Source organism: Pseudomonas sp. H3_A02 (genome assembly GCF_054671965.1).
In genome coordinates this window covers 4527736-4541887 of the sequence record NZ_CP162807.1, presented here as the reverse complement: position 1 = coordinate 4541887, position 14152 = coordinate 4527736, and the positions used below count along the sequence as shown (strand labels likewise).

At 57.5% G+C, this 14152-nt stretch carries 13 protein-coding genes and 1 pseudogene; 9 read left to right on the top strand and 5 right to left on the bottom strand.

Features of this window, described 5'->3' with window-relative positions; translation table 11 throughout:
- Positions 1–90 precede the first annotated feature (90 nt).
- From AB4N80_RS19945 to AB4N80_RS19905, 9 genes are all read left to right on the top strand, one after another.
- Complete coding sequence (locus AB4N80_RS19945; protein WP_122568609.1) at positions 91–663, top strand: TetR/AcrR family transcriptional regulator; 573 nt, start codon at positions 91–93, stop codon at positions 661–663.
- A 302-nt stretch (positions 664–965) separates the two neighbouring features.
- Positions 966–1430, top strand: a complete 465-nt coding sequence (locus AB4N80_RS19940; protein ID WP_354338663.1) for a MarR family winged helix-turn-helix transcriptional regulator — start codon at positions 966–968, stop codon at positions 1428–1430.
- Between the two features lie 104 nt (positions 1431–1534).
- Positions 1535–2389, top strand: coding sequence for a MurR/RpiR family transcriptional regulator (locus AB4N80_RS19935; protein WP_122568612.1), 855 nt, complete (start codon positions 1535–1537; stop codon positions 2387–2389).
- 38 nt (positions 2390–2427) lie between these two features.
- A complete protein-coding gene (gene ddpX, locus AB4N80_RS19930; protein WP_122568613.1) occupies positions 2428–2967 on the top strand; it encodes a D-alanyl-D-alanine dipeptidase in 540 nt (179 codons plus the stop codon).
- A 161-nt stretch (positions 2968–3128) separates the two neighbouring features.
- On the top strand, positions 3129–4709 hold the full coding sequence (locus AB4N80_RS19925) for an ABC transporter substrate-binding protein (protein WP_460090409.1): 1581 nt from the start codon (positions 3129–3131) through the stop codon (positions 4707–4709).
- Between the two features lie 76 nt (positions 4710–4785).
- Complete coding sequence (locus AB4N80_RS19920) at positions 4786–5802, top strand: ABC transporter permease (RefSeq protein WP_122568615.1); 1017 nt, start codon at positions 4786–4788, stop codon at positions 5800–5802.
- A gap of 1 nt (position 5803) precedes the next feature.
- Positions 5804–6685 carry a D,D-dipeptide ABC transporter permease gene (ddpC, locus tag AB4N80_RS19915; protein ID WP_122568616.1) on the top strand — a complete coding sequence of 294 codons (882 nt, stop codon included), beginning with the start codon at positions 5804–5806 and terminating at the stop codon, positions 6683–6685.
- Between the two features lie 2 nt (positions 6686–6687).
- Entirely contained in the window at positions 6688–7677 is a 990-nt protein-coding gene (locus AB4N80_RS19910) for an ABC transporter ATP-binding protein (protein WP_122568617.1), read from the top strand.
- A complete protein-coding gene (locus AB4N80_RS19905) occupies positions 7677–8645 on the top strand; it encodes an ABC transporter ATP-binding protein (protein WP_460078427.1) in 969 nt (322 codons plus the stop codon). Before AB4N80_RS19910 ends, AB4N80_RS19905 begins: the two co-directional genes overlap by 1 nt.
- Positions 8646–8672: 27 nt before the next feature.
- Here the strand turns inward: AB4N80_RS19905 and AB4N80_RS19900 are convergent, their stop codons facing one another.
- The 5 genes and pseudogenes from AB4N80_RS19900 to AB4N80_RS19880 form a co-directional block, all read right to left on the bottom strand.
- The gene (locus tag AB4N80_RS19900) at positions 8673–9437 is read right to left on the bottom strand and encodes a methyl-accepting chemotaxis protein (protein WP_436278772.1); all 765 of its coding nucleotides are present in this window, start codon (positions 9435–9437) and stop codon (positions 8673–8675) included.
- A gap of 141 nt (positions 9438–9578) precedes the next feature.
- A pseudogene (locus AB4N80_RS19895) lies at positions 9579–10550 on the bottom strand (cache domain-containing protein); the annotation flags it as partial.
- A gap of 103 nt (positions 10551–10653) precedes the next feature.
- Positions 10654–11760: an NAD(P)/FAD-dependent oxidoreductase gene (locus tag AB4N80_RS19890; RefSeq protein WP_122568620.1), complete on the bottom strand. Its 1107-nt coding sequence runs from the start codon at positions 11758–11760 to the stop codon at positions 10654–10656.
- A 21-nt stretch (positions 11761–11781) separates the two neighbouring features.
- Positions 11782–13233, bottom strand: a complete 1452-nt coding sequence (gene gabD, locus AB4N80_RS19885) for an NADP-dependent succinate-semialdehyde dehydrogenase (RefSeq protein ID WP_122568621.1) — start codon at positions 13231–13233, stop codon at positions 11782–11784.
- A gap of 46 nt (positions 13234–13279) precedes the next feature.
- Positions 13280–14017: an SDR family NAD(P)-dependent oxidoreductase gene (locus AB4N80_RS19880; RefSeq protein ID WP_122568622.1), complete on the bottom strand. Its 738-nt coding sequence runs from the start codon at positions 14015–14017 to the stop codon at positions 13280–13282.
- Positions 14018–14152 lie beyond the last annotated feature (135 nt).

Below are 14152 nucleotides of genomic sequence, written 5' to 3'. Positions count from 1 at the left end.
GGCAAAGCGGTATGATTACTTGTCGGTATCGTACGATACCTATTGGTATAGTAAGATACCGTTTAGTATCGATGTCAAGCGGAGAGCACCATGCGGCCCGAACGAATTCCACAGTTAGCCCCCCGAGAAAGGATTCTCGATGCAGCCGAAGAGCTATTTTTCAATGAAGGCATCAGTCGAGTGACGGTGGACGCCATCGCGGCAAAGGCCAAGTCAACCAAGATGACCGTCTACCGGCATTTCGATTCGAAAGACGCTCTGGTGCTTGAGTGGCTGCGGCTGCTCGTCGATAAATATTCCGAGGTTTTTGAAGCGCTTTCGACACAGTACGTCGGCGATCCCAAGGCGCAGATTCTCGGGTTTGCCACGTTCATCGCGCACGATCTTTCGGTGGCGTCTTATAGGGGCTGTCCGTTTACCAATTCACTGGCGGAAATACCTGAGCCAGAAAGTCCTGCCCGCCGCCTCATCGAAGAACATAAGAAACGTCAGTTCCTCCGGCTGGTGGATCTCTGTGTCAAGGCTGATTTGCCCGAGCCGAACGAAGCGGCGATGGAACTCATTTACCTGATGGAGGGGGCTCAGGTCGTTTCGCAGAACAAAAGCATCGAGGGCGTCGGTGAGAACCTGATGAAGATGGTTCGAAAAAAGATCGCCGGTTAGGTGAAGGGCAATTGGCTGGCCCCATTTCGTGGTTCGGACGGCTTCGCCGTTCATCCGATGCGGGTTATGTCAGCTCTATTTCTTGATACTGTAGCATTCAAGTATCTAGAAAGTAGGTAGCATGCAATTAGTCCATATGGTTTTAGGCCCTTTGGGGGCAGGGAAATCGACGTTCTCCAGGCAGCTAAGTCGACGCGGAGCCCAACTGCGGCGTGAGCGGGTCATGCGAAGCAATATCGATAAAGGCGAGACCTACGCTTTTGAGGTAACGGGGCCCATGTTTGATTTTATGGAGTCCCGATTTGAACATCCTTCTCCACAAGAATTGGAGCAATGTTGCAATGTCTGACAACGAATCTACTGCACCTGTTGCGAACGGCTCGACGCTTGACCGCTGTATTCGCTTCTCCCGGGCATACACCTCCGCAGCGCGGCGGGTTGATGCCAAGCTCTCTGCCGTCCATGGCCTGAGCTTCGGTGACTTCATGATCCTGTACCACTTGAAACATGCGCACAATGCTCGGCTGCGGCGAGCGGACCTGGCTGACAGCATGGGGCTGACAGCATCGGCGGTCACCAAATCCCTGCTGCCGCTTGAAAAAATAGGATTGGTGTCTCGCCAAAGTGACCCACGGGATGCGCGGGTAGGTTACGCCTGCCTCACGCCAGCAGGCGATCAGGTTTTTGCCGACGCGAAGGTCTCGGCGGAGTTCGCTTGCCAAGAGGTTTATGAGGCGATGGTGGAGGAGTGGAGTAAGTCTGGTTAAAAAAATAGTCATTGTATTGCTTCGAAATCGAATGTTAATCTCATAACACGGTTTAAAATAATGACAGAAAAGTAACATTTCGCGCTTGGGAGTTCTGCAAGTCCATGGAAAAGAACAGCTTCCTGCAGCTGCTGGAGCGAGAGTTCTCCAACTTGACCCCGACGGGCAAGCGGATCGCCAGCTATCTGTTGGGTAACCCTGAACAGCTTCCGTTCGAGTCGGCTGATAGCATCGCGCAGCAGACCTCCACCACTGGGATTTCCGTCGGGCGCTTTTTTCGATCCCTTGGCTACCAGAACATTGATGAAGTCAAACAAAGCCTGCGCGTTGAAACACCGGCGTCGTGGCTTATCACTGATCGCATCGGCGCCTTTCGTGCCGAAAACAATCAGCAAGATGCTCTTGATCGTTCCCTGAGCCGCGAGCTCGAGGCCATTCGGTATGTCTACGGTTTGGCGCGCAGCGACGCCTTCGCCGATATCGTGCAACGTATCTACGAAGCCGACGCAGTGTTCATTCTCGGCATTCAGTCCACGCGAGGAATTCTCACCGCGTTCCATAGCCACCTTGAGTACATCCGCCCCAAGGTCTACTACGTCGATGGTCTATCCGGCATCTATGCAGAAACCCTGAATTCCGGCTTCGCCAATCCCTACGCCATCATTGCGGATTTCCGTGCCTATTCCAGCGTGACTCAGACCTTCTGCGACGCGGCCAAAGACGACAAACTCCCATTGGCGCTGATCACCGACCTGCAGTGCCCCTGGGCCCGAGACTACCCACTCGACCTCTTGCAACTGAAAACCGATGTCGGGCAGTTCTGGGATTCTCCAGCGCCATTGGCCTGCCTGTTAAACCTCATCGTGTCAGCCGTCGCCGAGAAATACGGGGATCGGCTCGATGAGCGCCTGGCCAAGAACCGTCAATTGCAAAAAGCTTTCGGTCAGTTCGAAGGCTGATCCTCATTGTCCCACCGAATCCCAACTGGAGTATTGGCGTGAACAACAGCCCCCTTGTAGAGATCGATGCCCAGCGCTACCAGGTGCAAATCGATTTGATCTACGCCGGTGCAGACAACCTGGCAGGAAGAGTGATTTATCCAGATGCGCGTTGCCTGTTACATCACCAGGCTGCCGGCTGTCTGTACAAGGCCAGTCAGCTCGCGCGTCAGGCCGGGTTTACCCTTCGCATCTATGACGCTTATCGGCCGCCTTATGCCCAGTACCTGCTGTGGGACGCGCTGCCCAACAACGACTATGTGCGTGACCCGCATTTGGGCTCCCACCACAGCCGTGGCGTGGCAGTGGACCTGACCCTGGTCGGTGCTGATGGCGAGCCGCTGAATATGGGGACTGAATTCGACGCAATGGAAGAGAAGTCCCACCAGTTCTATCCCGACTTGCCAGTAGACGTGCAACGCAATCGACTGCTGTTGGTGGGAATCATGCTCGCCGCCGGCTTCCAGGCGATTGCCACCGAGTGGTGGCATTACGAACTTCCGAATGCCGACGATTACCCCTTGCTGGAGGACGTTTAAACCACGGATTGACCAACAGATAGCACCGCGCAGCCCACGTTCAGTGCGGCTGATAACAATAACAAGACAGCGTGACTTACGTTTTACCTGCAACTGCCCGGTTATAGCTTTTATAAAAAACCTGACGTACTTCCCTCTATCGAATGATCAAGGAAACCGGCATGAACCCAATGAACACCGTGACCAGCAAACCCTTTCCCGGCGCCGGCAAGCTATTGCTGAGCATTTTGTGCAGTGCATTGAGCCTTGGTACCTGGCAGGCCGCGACAGCGGCTGTACCACAAGACACCCTGGTCATCGGCAAGCCCGCTGATCCCCAGACCCTCGACCCGGCCGTGACCTTCGATAACAACGATTGGACCATTACCTACCCGTCGTACCAGCGCCTGGTCGGCTACAAGGTCGAAGGCGACAAAAGCAGCACCGAAGTCCAAGGCGACCTGGCCGAGAGCTGGACCGTTTCTCCGGACAATCTGGTCTGGGAATTCAAAATCAAACCAGGCAACAAATTTGACGACGGCGCCCCTGTAGATGCCGCCGCGGTGAAGTTTTCCTTTGATCGCTTGATGACTCTCAAGCAGGGACCTTCCGGAGCATTTCCGGAGGACATGGTGGTCGCGGTTGTCGACCCGCTGACTATCCGGTTCACCCTGAAGACGCCTTTCTCGCCGTTCCTGTTTACCCTGGCCCACAATGGCGCTTCGATCATCAACCCCGCTGTGGTCAATAAAAGCGCGGACGTCAATGCCTGGCTGTCGAGCCATACCGCAGGCTCCGGTCCCTTCCGCTTGAGCAACTGGCAAAAAGGCCAGTCGCTGACCATGGAGCCGAACACCTATTTCGCCGGTCCCAAACCTGCGCTGAAAACCGTGGTCATCAAGATCATCGGTGAGCCCTCCGTGCGTCGCTTGCAATTGGAGCGGGGTGACCTGGACATCATCGAAGACATGCCCGAAGACCAGCTCGGCGTGCTTGCCAGCAAGCCCGGCGTGGTGGTGAAGGAGTTCCCGTCGCTACGGGTCACCTATCTCTACCTGAACAACAAAAAGGGGCCCCTGGCCAGCGTCGATGCGCGTCGTGCGATCACCGAAGCGGTGGACTACAACGGCATTGTCAAAGGCATTCTCAGGGACAAGGCCAAGCTCCTGAACGGACCGATCCCGGACGGCATGTGGGCGTATGACAGCTCGTTGCCGTCGATGAAGCAGGACATGGCAGCGGCCAAGGACAGCCTCGCCAAAACACCGCAGAAAATCACCAATCTCAGCTACATGTATTCAGACAAGGATCCTAACTGGGAACCGATCGGCCTGACCCTGCAAGCTGCGTTGGCGCCTCTGGGCATTAACCTCAAACTGGAAAAACTCGCCAATGCCACGCTGCGTGAGCGCGTTGGCCAAGCGGACTACGACATCGCGGTCGGTGCCTGGAGCCCGGACTTTGCCGACCCGTACATGTTCATGAACTTCTGGTTCGACTCCAAGATGCAGGGTCTGCAAGGCAACCGCTCGTTCTATAGCAACCCGCAAGTCGACAAACTGATCCGAGAAGCGGCCGCTAACAGCGACACCGCGAAGCGCGTCGAACTGTACCAGACCGCGCAGAAAATGGTGCTCAAGGACAGCGTCTACGCCTACCTCTATCAGAAGAGCTATACCTTGCCGATGCGTGATTCGGTCAAGGGTTACGTGTTCAACCCCATGCTCGAGCAGGTGTTCAACTTGGGCAGCATGAGCAAGTAAACCGGCTCCTTCGCGCTGGTCATTCGTGGCTGGCGCGGCTTCTGATTTTCGTCTCGGGTGTTACTGAGGTGCCAAAATGGCCTTCCTGACTTTGTTGCGCAAGCGCCTGCTCGGCCTGTTGCTGGTCGTGTTCGGCGTTTCGCTGATTACCTTTGCAATTTCGCACCTGATCCCGGGTGATCCTGCTCGATTGATCGCCGGCGACCGTGCCAGCGATGCATTAGTGGCCGGCATACGTCATCAACTGGGATTGGATCTGCCGTTGTATCAACAATACGGTCGTTACCTGATGGACCTGGTGCAAGGAGACCTGGGAACCTCGATACGCACCAGCCGTCCCGTTCTGGAAGACTTGCAGACGTTCTTCCCGGCGACACTGGAGCTGGCGCTGGTAGCGCTGGTGCTGGCGATCCTGGCCGGCGTGCCGCTTGGCGTGCTATCAGCGGTTTACCACAATCGGGCGATTGACCAGATCGCCCGGACCCTGGCGGTCACCGGTATTTCAACGCCAGCCTTTTGGCTCGGCCTGGGGGCAATCGTTCTGTTCTACGGGCATCTGGGTTGGTTGCCCGGAGGCGGGCGGCTGTCCGAAGGGCTTGCTCCGCCGCCGACAATCAGCGGTTTTTATCTGCTCGACTCGCTGCTCGCCGGTGAGGGCACGCTGTTTCTCGATGCCGTGGAGCATCTGATCCTGCCGGCGGCGACCCTGGGGTTCGTGACCTTGGGCGTTGTCGCACGGCAGATTCGTTCAGCCATGCTTGATCAACTCGGCGAAGACTATATTCGCACCGCCCGCGCCTACGGCTTGTCCCGATGGACTGTGATCCTGCGCCATGCACTGCCTAACGCGCTCATCCCTTCGGTGACTGTCCTTGGGCTGACCCTGGGAGATTTGCTGTATGGCGCGGTGTTGACCGAAACGGTCTTCGCCTGGCCCGGCATGGGTGCCTATGTCGTCAAGTCGATCCAGTCGCTGGACTTCCCGGCGGTGATGGGCTTCGCCATTCTGGTTTCGTTCATCTACGTGCTGCTGAACATGGCCATCGATATTGTGTACCGCGTGATCGACCCACGCATCGGCGAGGTAAGTTGAAATGTCCGCTACCCTGATGGCCACGCGTCGCCCGCGTTGGAACGAAAAACTCGCCTATCTGACCTACCGCGTCCGCCGTAGTCCGTTGACCATGGCGGGCCTGGCGATCACCTGTATTGTCCTGCTGTGCATGGTCTTCGCCCCTTGGCTCGCCAGTCACGATCCCAACGCGCTGAACTTGGCCGAACGCCTGGCGCCGCCGTCCAGCGCCCATTGGTTCGGCACCGACGAAGTCGGGCGCGACCTGTTCAGCCGCGTACTGTTCGGTAGCCAGCAGTCGGTGGGTGTCGGTCTGTTCGTGGCTTTTGCATCCTGTTTTATCGGCGGGTTGCTGGGATGTTTTTCCGGGGTCATCGGTGGTCGTTTCGACGCATTGATCATGCGCCTGATGGACATCATGCTGTCGGTGCCATCGCTGGTGCTGATCATGGCCTTGGCGGCTGCGTTGGGCGCGAGCCTGTTCAACGCGATGCTGGCGATTACGCTTGTACGAATTCCTTCCTATGTCCGACTAGCCCGTGGCCAAGCCTTGAGCATCCGCGAGATGGGTTACGTCAAGGCCGCCCAAACCTTCGGGGCAGGGCGCTGGCACGTGGTGCACTGGCACGTGGCACGCAACGCAATGCCGCCATTGCTGGTGCAGTTGAGCCTGGATATCGGCAGCGCGATCCTCATGGCCTCGGCCTTGGGCTTTATCGGCCTGGGGGCGCAGCAGCCTACGGCCGAATGGGGCGCGATGGTCGCCACCGGGCGCAACTACATCCTCGATAACTGGTGGTACTCGACCTTTCCAGGCCTGGCGATTCTGATCACGGCCACCGGGTTCAACTTGCTGGGCGATGGCGTACGCGATCTGCTCGACCCACGGCAACAGGGGAAATGACCATGCATGTGTCGAGTCCAGTATTGTCCATCGACAACCTGAGCCTGGAATTCCCGGCTTACAAAAACAATGTCAAAGCCCTGAACGGCGTGTCGCTGCACGTCAATCCCGGCGAAATCGTCGGCGTCGTCGGCGAGTCCGGGTCCGGCAAATCAGTCACGGCCATGCTCAGTATGCGATTGTTGCCCGAGCGCAGCTATCGCATCACCGCCGGCAGCCTGAGCATGCTCGGTCGCGACATGCTGGCAGCGCCTGAAAAAGAGTTACTGACGATTCGTGGGCGCGATGCCGCGATGATTTTCCAGGAGCCGATGACCGCCTTGAACCCGACCCGGCGTATCGGCAGGCAAATGCTCGATGTGATCATTCATCACCAGAAGATCAGCGCCGCCCAAGCCCGTCTCAAGGCGATCGCACTGTTGCGCGACATGCACATCGCCAGTCCGGAACAGGTATTGGAGAGTTATCCTTTCGAACTGTCTGGCGGTATGCGCCAGCGGGTGATGATCGCCCTGGCGTTCTCCTGCGAACCCCAATTGCTGATCGCCGACGAGCCGACAACGGCTCTCGACGTGACCGTGCAACGCCAGGTGCTGTTGCTGTTACGAGAAAAAGCCAGGCAGCGGGGCACGGCCATCTTGCTCATCACTCATGACATGGCATTGGTTTCGCAGTTCTGCGACCGGGTCTACGTCATGTACACAGGGGCAGTGGTCGAGGAGGGCCGCACGGCCGATGTCATGGGAAATCCGCAACATCCCTATACGCAAGGTTTGCTCAGTGGTCTGCCGGAAATGGTCGAGCCGGGCCAACCGCTGCTGACCATTCCCGGTCAAGTGCCGAACCTGGCCTCTCTGCCCGTGGGCTGCACGTTTCAGGAGCGGTGTGCGTACGCCATGCCGGTTTGTACCCAGCGCCCGAGTCTCAACACCATCAACGGTAATGATCAACGTAAAAGTGCGTGCTGGTTACCGGTCAAGGAGCTTTCGTGATGAACAGTGCCGTGCTTCGACCCATCACTCAGATGGCCTCCACGATTCTTCAACTTGACGATGTTCACGTTCGTTTCCCCGTAAGCAATGACTGGTTGGGGCGGCCACGTGGATATGCCCACGCCCTGAACGGTATTGATCTTCAGGTGCGGGCAGGCGAAACCCTGGGTATTGTCGGCGAGTCAGGTTGCGGCAAGAGCACCTTGGCCCAGCTGTTGATGGGCCTGGTGCCGCCCAGCAGCGGGGCGCTGAACTGGGCCAATCGCAGCGGCGAAGGCCGTAGCAACGTTCAGATCGTTTTCCAGGACCCACAGTCGTCCCTTGATCCGCGCCTGCCTATCTGGAGAATCATCACCGAGCCGTTATACGCCCGAGGCCACGTCAACCATGCGCAGATGCGTGAGGTAGCCGCCAGGGTCGCGGCCCAGGTCGGCATCCGTCCGGAGTACCTGGACCGCTTCGCGCACCAGTTTTCCGGGGGGCAGCGTCAGCGTATCGCCATCGCCCGAGCCCTTTCGTCAGACCCGGATATCATTGTCTTGGACGAGCCCACCTCGGCGCTGGACATCTCGGTCCAGGCGCAGATTCTCAACCTGTTGGCCGAGTTGCAACGTGCGCGCAATCTGACTTACATCCTGATATCCCACAACGTATCAGTGGTGCGTCATATGGCTAATCGGGTGGCGGTGATGTACCTGGGGCAAATCGTTGAACTGGGCAGTGCGGCTCAAGTGCTCGATCAGCCACGTCACCCCTATACCCGTTTGTTGCTTGAGGCGGTACCACGACTGGGCGTGCCACTGCACGACGAGCAAGTCGCGGCGCCTACCGAATTACCAGGGAACCGCCAACTACCGAGTGGCTGCTTCTTCCGCGAACGGTGCAGTCTATGCACCGTTGGCTGCGAGAAACCTCAGGCCTTGCTGGGAGATGAGCAGCAGTGTGTGCGCTGTCATTTACAGGGTTGAGTCACTGGCTTCGTCAATTCTCGTACCCTAGACGCGGAAAGAACCAACGAGCTGGGACAGTCCAGAAAACTGCTGCTGTAATTGCCGACAAGCGTTGAGCGTCGCATTCAGACACTGGACTGATTGCTCGTTCAACGTGTTGATTTCAACGATGTCGACATTGAGCAACTCGATCACTGAAGTCTGCTCTTCTGTGGCAGCGGCCACTGATTGATTCACCGCATCTATCAAGGCGATCCCAACGGCCACGGCATCAAAATGCTCGCCTGCCTGGGTGGCAATCAAGATGCTTTGCGCGCTGAACTGCTGGCTTTCGCCCATGGTGGTCACCGAGGTCTGGGAGTCTGACTGAAGTTCTTCGATCATCTGCTGAATTTCCTCCGCCGAGGATTGGGTCCTGTGGGCCAGGCTCCTGACTTCGTCTGCGACGACAGCGAATCCGCGACCGGCTTCCCCCGCACGCGCTGCCTCGATCGCCGCATTCAGCGCCAATAGGTTGGTTTGTTGGGAGATACTTTTGATCACTTCAAGGATTCGCCCGATGTCGACCGTTTTCCCGTTCAACACTGCGATCCGGCCCGACGATATTTGAATTTTGTTCGACAGTTCATTGATCGCAGCCAGCGTCCTGGATAGCACGACTTGGCCTTCCTGGGCTTGAGATTTTGCCGTTGAAGCTTGCATGGAAGCGTCAGAGGCGTTCCGTGCGATCTCCTGGGCGCTGGCGCCCAATTCGTTGAGCGAAGTGGCGATGCTGTTGCTTCGGATCGTTTGCCTGTCGCAGCTGGCCATCGATGTGGTGGAACTGCTGTGAACCTGTTCCACCACTTTATTGATGTGTTCGGTGGTAGAGGCCACTTCGAGAATAGAGCGATGAATCCTCTCGACAAACTTGTTGAACGCCAGGGCGACCGTGCCGAATTCATCTCGGTTCTGAACGACCAGTCTCAAGGTCAGATCGCCTTCACCTTCGGCGATGGCTTGCATGGCCTGGCCCATTGTCCGTAGCGGCTTCATCAAGAAGTGAATCAGGCCACCCAGCAACGCGATGACGATTGCAATGGTGACAAGCGTTGCGATGATGGCGGACGTGCGCAATTCACTCAGGGCTGCATAGGCTTTCTCTTGATCGATGGAAATCCCGACATACCATTGAACGCCGGCCAGCCCACGGATGGGCGTGAAACCGATGATTTTCTCGTGGCCGTTTTCCACGCTGATATTGAGCGGATTATTGAGTTGAGGCACCTGTTGTCCATAGACGTCGCCAAGGGTTTTCATCACGTGCTCGCGGTTCGGGCTCACCAGGATCTTTCCATCCGCGTTCACCAGGAAGGCATAGCCGAGGCCGTTCAGGTTCAGGCTTGCAATCATCTTTTCCAAGGCATCAAGACTGAGATCACCGCTGGCGACACCGATAAGGTGGCCGTTGCTGGTTAACGGTGTATTGATCGAAAGCACTAACTGCTGGGTCGATTGGCTGACGTAAGGCTCACTCAAGTTCAGCGTGTTACTTGCGACGGAATCCTTGTACCAGGGACGAGTGCGTGGATCGTAATTGGCGGGCAGGTCGGTCACCGGGTCCATGACCACGCTGCCGTCGGCCAGGCCAATGAAGTTTTGCAGAAACTCGCTCGTCAGCGCTTTTTGTCCAATCAACGCCTTGATCTGTTCCGGACGTGGATCAAGGGCGATGTTCTGGCCCAAGTTCTGGATCAACAGTACACGTGCGTCAAACCAGTTTTGCACGTGACTGGCGGTGCTTTGGCCCGTATCGGTGAGACGGGATTGAATCGTGCTCAAGATGTAGTTCTGTTGAAGTTGCACGCTGTATCGGGCAAACGAGGCAAACGCCAGCGTAATGACCAAGGCGGCGGCCAGCAGTATTTTATGGCTGAATTTCATCGGCATGCTCGTTGGCTATTTAGGGGCGCACAGGGCTTCGCCAACAATCACAGGGAGGTGTTGTCGGCCACAGATGCGTTTGAGTGTAAAAAGTGTCGTGCCGCTAGCGCTCAAGCAGCGCCCGAACCCGCTTGGCAATGGCAAGGCAGGAGGTCAACCCAGGCGATTCGATCCCGAACAGATTGATCAAGCCCGGAACGTGATGCTGCCGTTCACTGCTGATGAGAAAGTCGCTGGCAGGTTCGCCCGGGGCGGAAATTTTCGGGCGAATCCCGCTGTACCCGGGTTGCAAGCTGTTGTCCGGTAAATCAGGCCAATAGCTGCGAATCGCTGAATAGAAGACCTCGGCCCGCGCCGGATCGACCTGATAGTCCTCGGTCTCGACCCATTCGGTGTCCGGGCCGAAACGCGCTTGGCCGCCCAGGTCCACGGTCATGTGAACCCCGAGGCCGGCGGCCTCCGGCGCGGGGTAGATGAGATGGGTGAAGGGCACGCGTTTGGCCAGGCTGAAGTAGCTGCCTTTGCACAGGTAGTCCTGAGGCACCGTTTGTTGCGGCAAGCCTTCCATGCGCCTGGCCAATGCGGGCGCTTTAAGGCCGGCCGCGTTGATCAGCAGGCGGCAGGACAGCGTCATCGGTGCCGCGCCCCCGACATTGAGAAGGAAACCGTCGGCGATAACCTGGGCGCTGATCAGGGGCGAGTAGAATGCAATGGTGGTGCCCGCCGCTTCGGCGTCGCCCTGCAGCGCCAACATCAATGCATGTGAATCCACGATGCCGGTCGAGGGCGAATACAAAGCGGCGATGCATTCAAGCGCCGGCTCCAGCGCGAGGGCCTGCTCGCGATCGAGCAGGCGTAGATCCTCCACGCCGTTCTCCAGTCCTCGTTCAAGCAAGACTTCCAACTGGCGAACTTGCGCTTCATCCTTGGCGACGATCAGCTTTCCCGTTTTACGGGTGCTGACGCCATGGCTGTCGCAGTAGGCATAGAGTGCATGCCGGCCCTCGACGCACAACTGGGCCTTAAGACTGCCGGGCGGGTAGTAAATCCCGGCATGGATCACCTCTGAGTTACGCGAGCTTGTGCCGATACCAATCGCTTCTCCGGCTTCAATCACCAGCACTTCATTACCTGCCAGGGCCATTTCGCGTGCGACGGCAAGACCGACGACACCCGCACCCACTACTACGCAATCGATATCGACACTCACCGTCACGGCTCCTTTGAATCGTTAGATGCCACCCAGGCACATGTATTTGATTTCCAGATAATCCTCGATGCCGTATTTGGAACCTTCACGACCCAAACCGGAGGCTTTCATACCGCCGAAAGGTGCGGTTTCGGTGGAGATGATCCCGGTGTTGATTCCGATGATGCCGTACTCGAGCGCCTCGGCCACACGGAATACCCGGGAGAGGTCGCGGGCGAAGAAGTAAGCGGCAAGGCCGAACTCGGTATCGTTGGCCTGGGCGATCACATCCGCCTCATCGGTGAAGCGGAACAGCGGTGCCAGTGGGCCAAAGGTTTCTTCCCGTGCAACCAGCGCGTGTTTGGGCACGTCCACCAGAATAGTCGGTTCGAAGAAGGTACCTCCAAGGGCATGGGGCTCACCGCCTGCGATGATCCGTGCACCTTTGCTGATGGCGTCGGCGATGTGTTCCTGGACTTTCGACACCGCGTGCTCATCAATCAAGGGACCCGTGGTGATGCCCTCATCCAGCCCATTGCCCAGGCGCAGCTTGGCAACGGCCGTTTGCAATTTATCGGCAAACGCATCGTAGACGCTGTCATGGATATACAAACGGTTGGCACAGACGCAGGTTTGGCCGGCATTGCGGTACTTGGAGGTGAGGGCGCCTGCGACAGCCGCGTCCAGATCGGCATCTTCGAACACGATAAACGGCGAGTTGCCGCCAAGTTCCAGCGATATTTTTTTGATGTCCTGGGCACATTCAGCCATCAACTGGCGGCCGATTTCAGTTGAGCCCGTGAACGACAACTTGCGGATGATCGGATTGCCGGTCAGCTCCGCACCGATCTGTGCAGCCGATCCGGTCACGACGCTCAATACGCCGTCAGGAATGCCGGCGCGGGAGGCCAGTTCTGCGAGCGCCAGGGCGGAGAAGGGCGTTTGGCTGGCTGGCTTGATCACCATGGTGCAACCCGCGGCCAGGGCCGGGCCGGCTTTGCGGGTAATCATCGCGCAAGGGAAATTCCAGGGGGTAATGGCCGCCGTCACGCCGATGGGCTGCTTGATGACCAGCAGACGCTTGTCAGGTTGATGACCTGGAATGATGTCGCCATAAACGCGTTTGCCTTCTTCGGCAAACCACTCGATGAAGGAGGCGGCGTAGGCAATTTCGCCCTTGGCTTCGGCAAGCGGCTTGCCTTGCTCGAGGGTCATCAGGCGGGCGAGGTCATCCTGGTTCGCCAGGATCAGGTCAAACCAACGGCGCAATATGATCGAACGCTCTTTGGCGGTCAGGGCTCGCCAGGCGGGCAGTGCTTGTTCTGCGGCTTCAATGGCGCGGCGAGTTTCGGCGGCACCCATTTTCGGCACATGGCCCAAGGTCTGGCCCGTTGCCGGGTTATTGACCACGATGTGTTGTTCGTTGTCCGCGTCGCTCCAGACACCAGCGATATAGGCTTGTTGGCGGAACAGACGGCTATCACGCAAGTTCATACAGGACTCCAGTTAAACGCATGGGTGAAGCAAGAGACGGGACGGCTCAGACATGCTGGCCGCCATTGACTTGAATCTCGGCGCCATTGATATACGAAGCGCCATTGGTGCAAAGGAAATGAATGAGCGACGCCACTTCTTCGGGCTTGCCGAGCCTGTGCATTGGAATGTTGCGCTCGACGATATCCTGGGTGCCTGGGGAGAGAATCGACGTATCGATTTCACCTGGGGCGATCGCATTGACCCGGATCCCGTGCTGGCCATAGTCATAGGCCATTTCGCGAGTCAGGGCCGACAGCGCGGCTTTTGAAGTGGCATAGGCGACACCGGCAAAGGGATGCACCCTTGAACCGGCAATGGAGGTCACATTGATAATGGTGCCTTGTGCGGCCTTCAATTCAGCGAACAACCCGCGGGCGAGCAGGGCGGTTGAGAACAGATTGACGTTGAAGACCTGCAACCAGGTTGCATAGTCGGTCTCCAGAACACCCAACCGACCGCCTTCAGGCCCTTTTGGACTGACACCGGCGTTATCGACCAGCGCATGCAGTTTGCCGTCACCCAGCTTTTGCTTGATCAACTCGATGCTCGCTTCGATGCTGCCAATGTTCTCCAAATCAAGATGAATGTGATTGTCCTGCCCGTCCGCCCATGGGCATTCATCCCCCCAGCTTTGCCGGGAAGCGGTAAACACACGCCAACCCGCCGCATTGAAATGCTTCACCGTCGCATGCCCGATGCCTCGGCTGGCACCTGTCAGCAGGAGTGTCTTTTTCTCGCTCATGGAAGAGTCCCCGGTTACGCATGATTTATTGATGTTTGATGCATCATGTTGAATCAGATATAGGCTGTCAACCCAATCTTCTCTGGCTTTCGATTGCACTAGTTCGGTGCGCTTACCCTTTTTTCGCCTCGATGA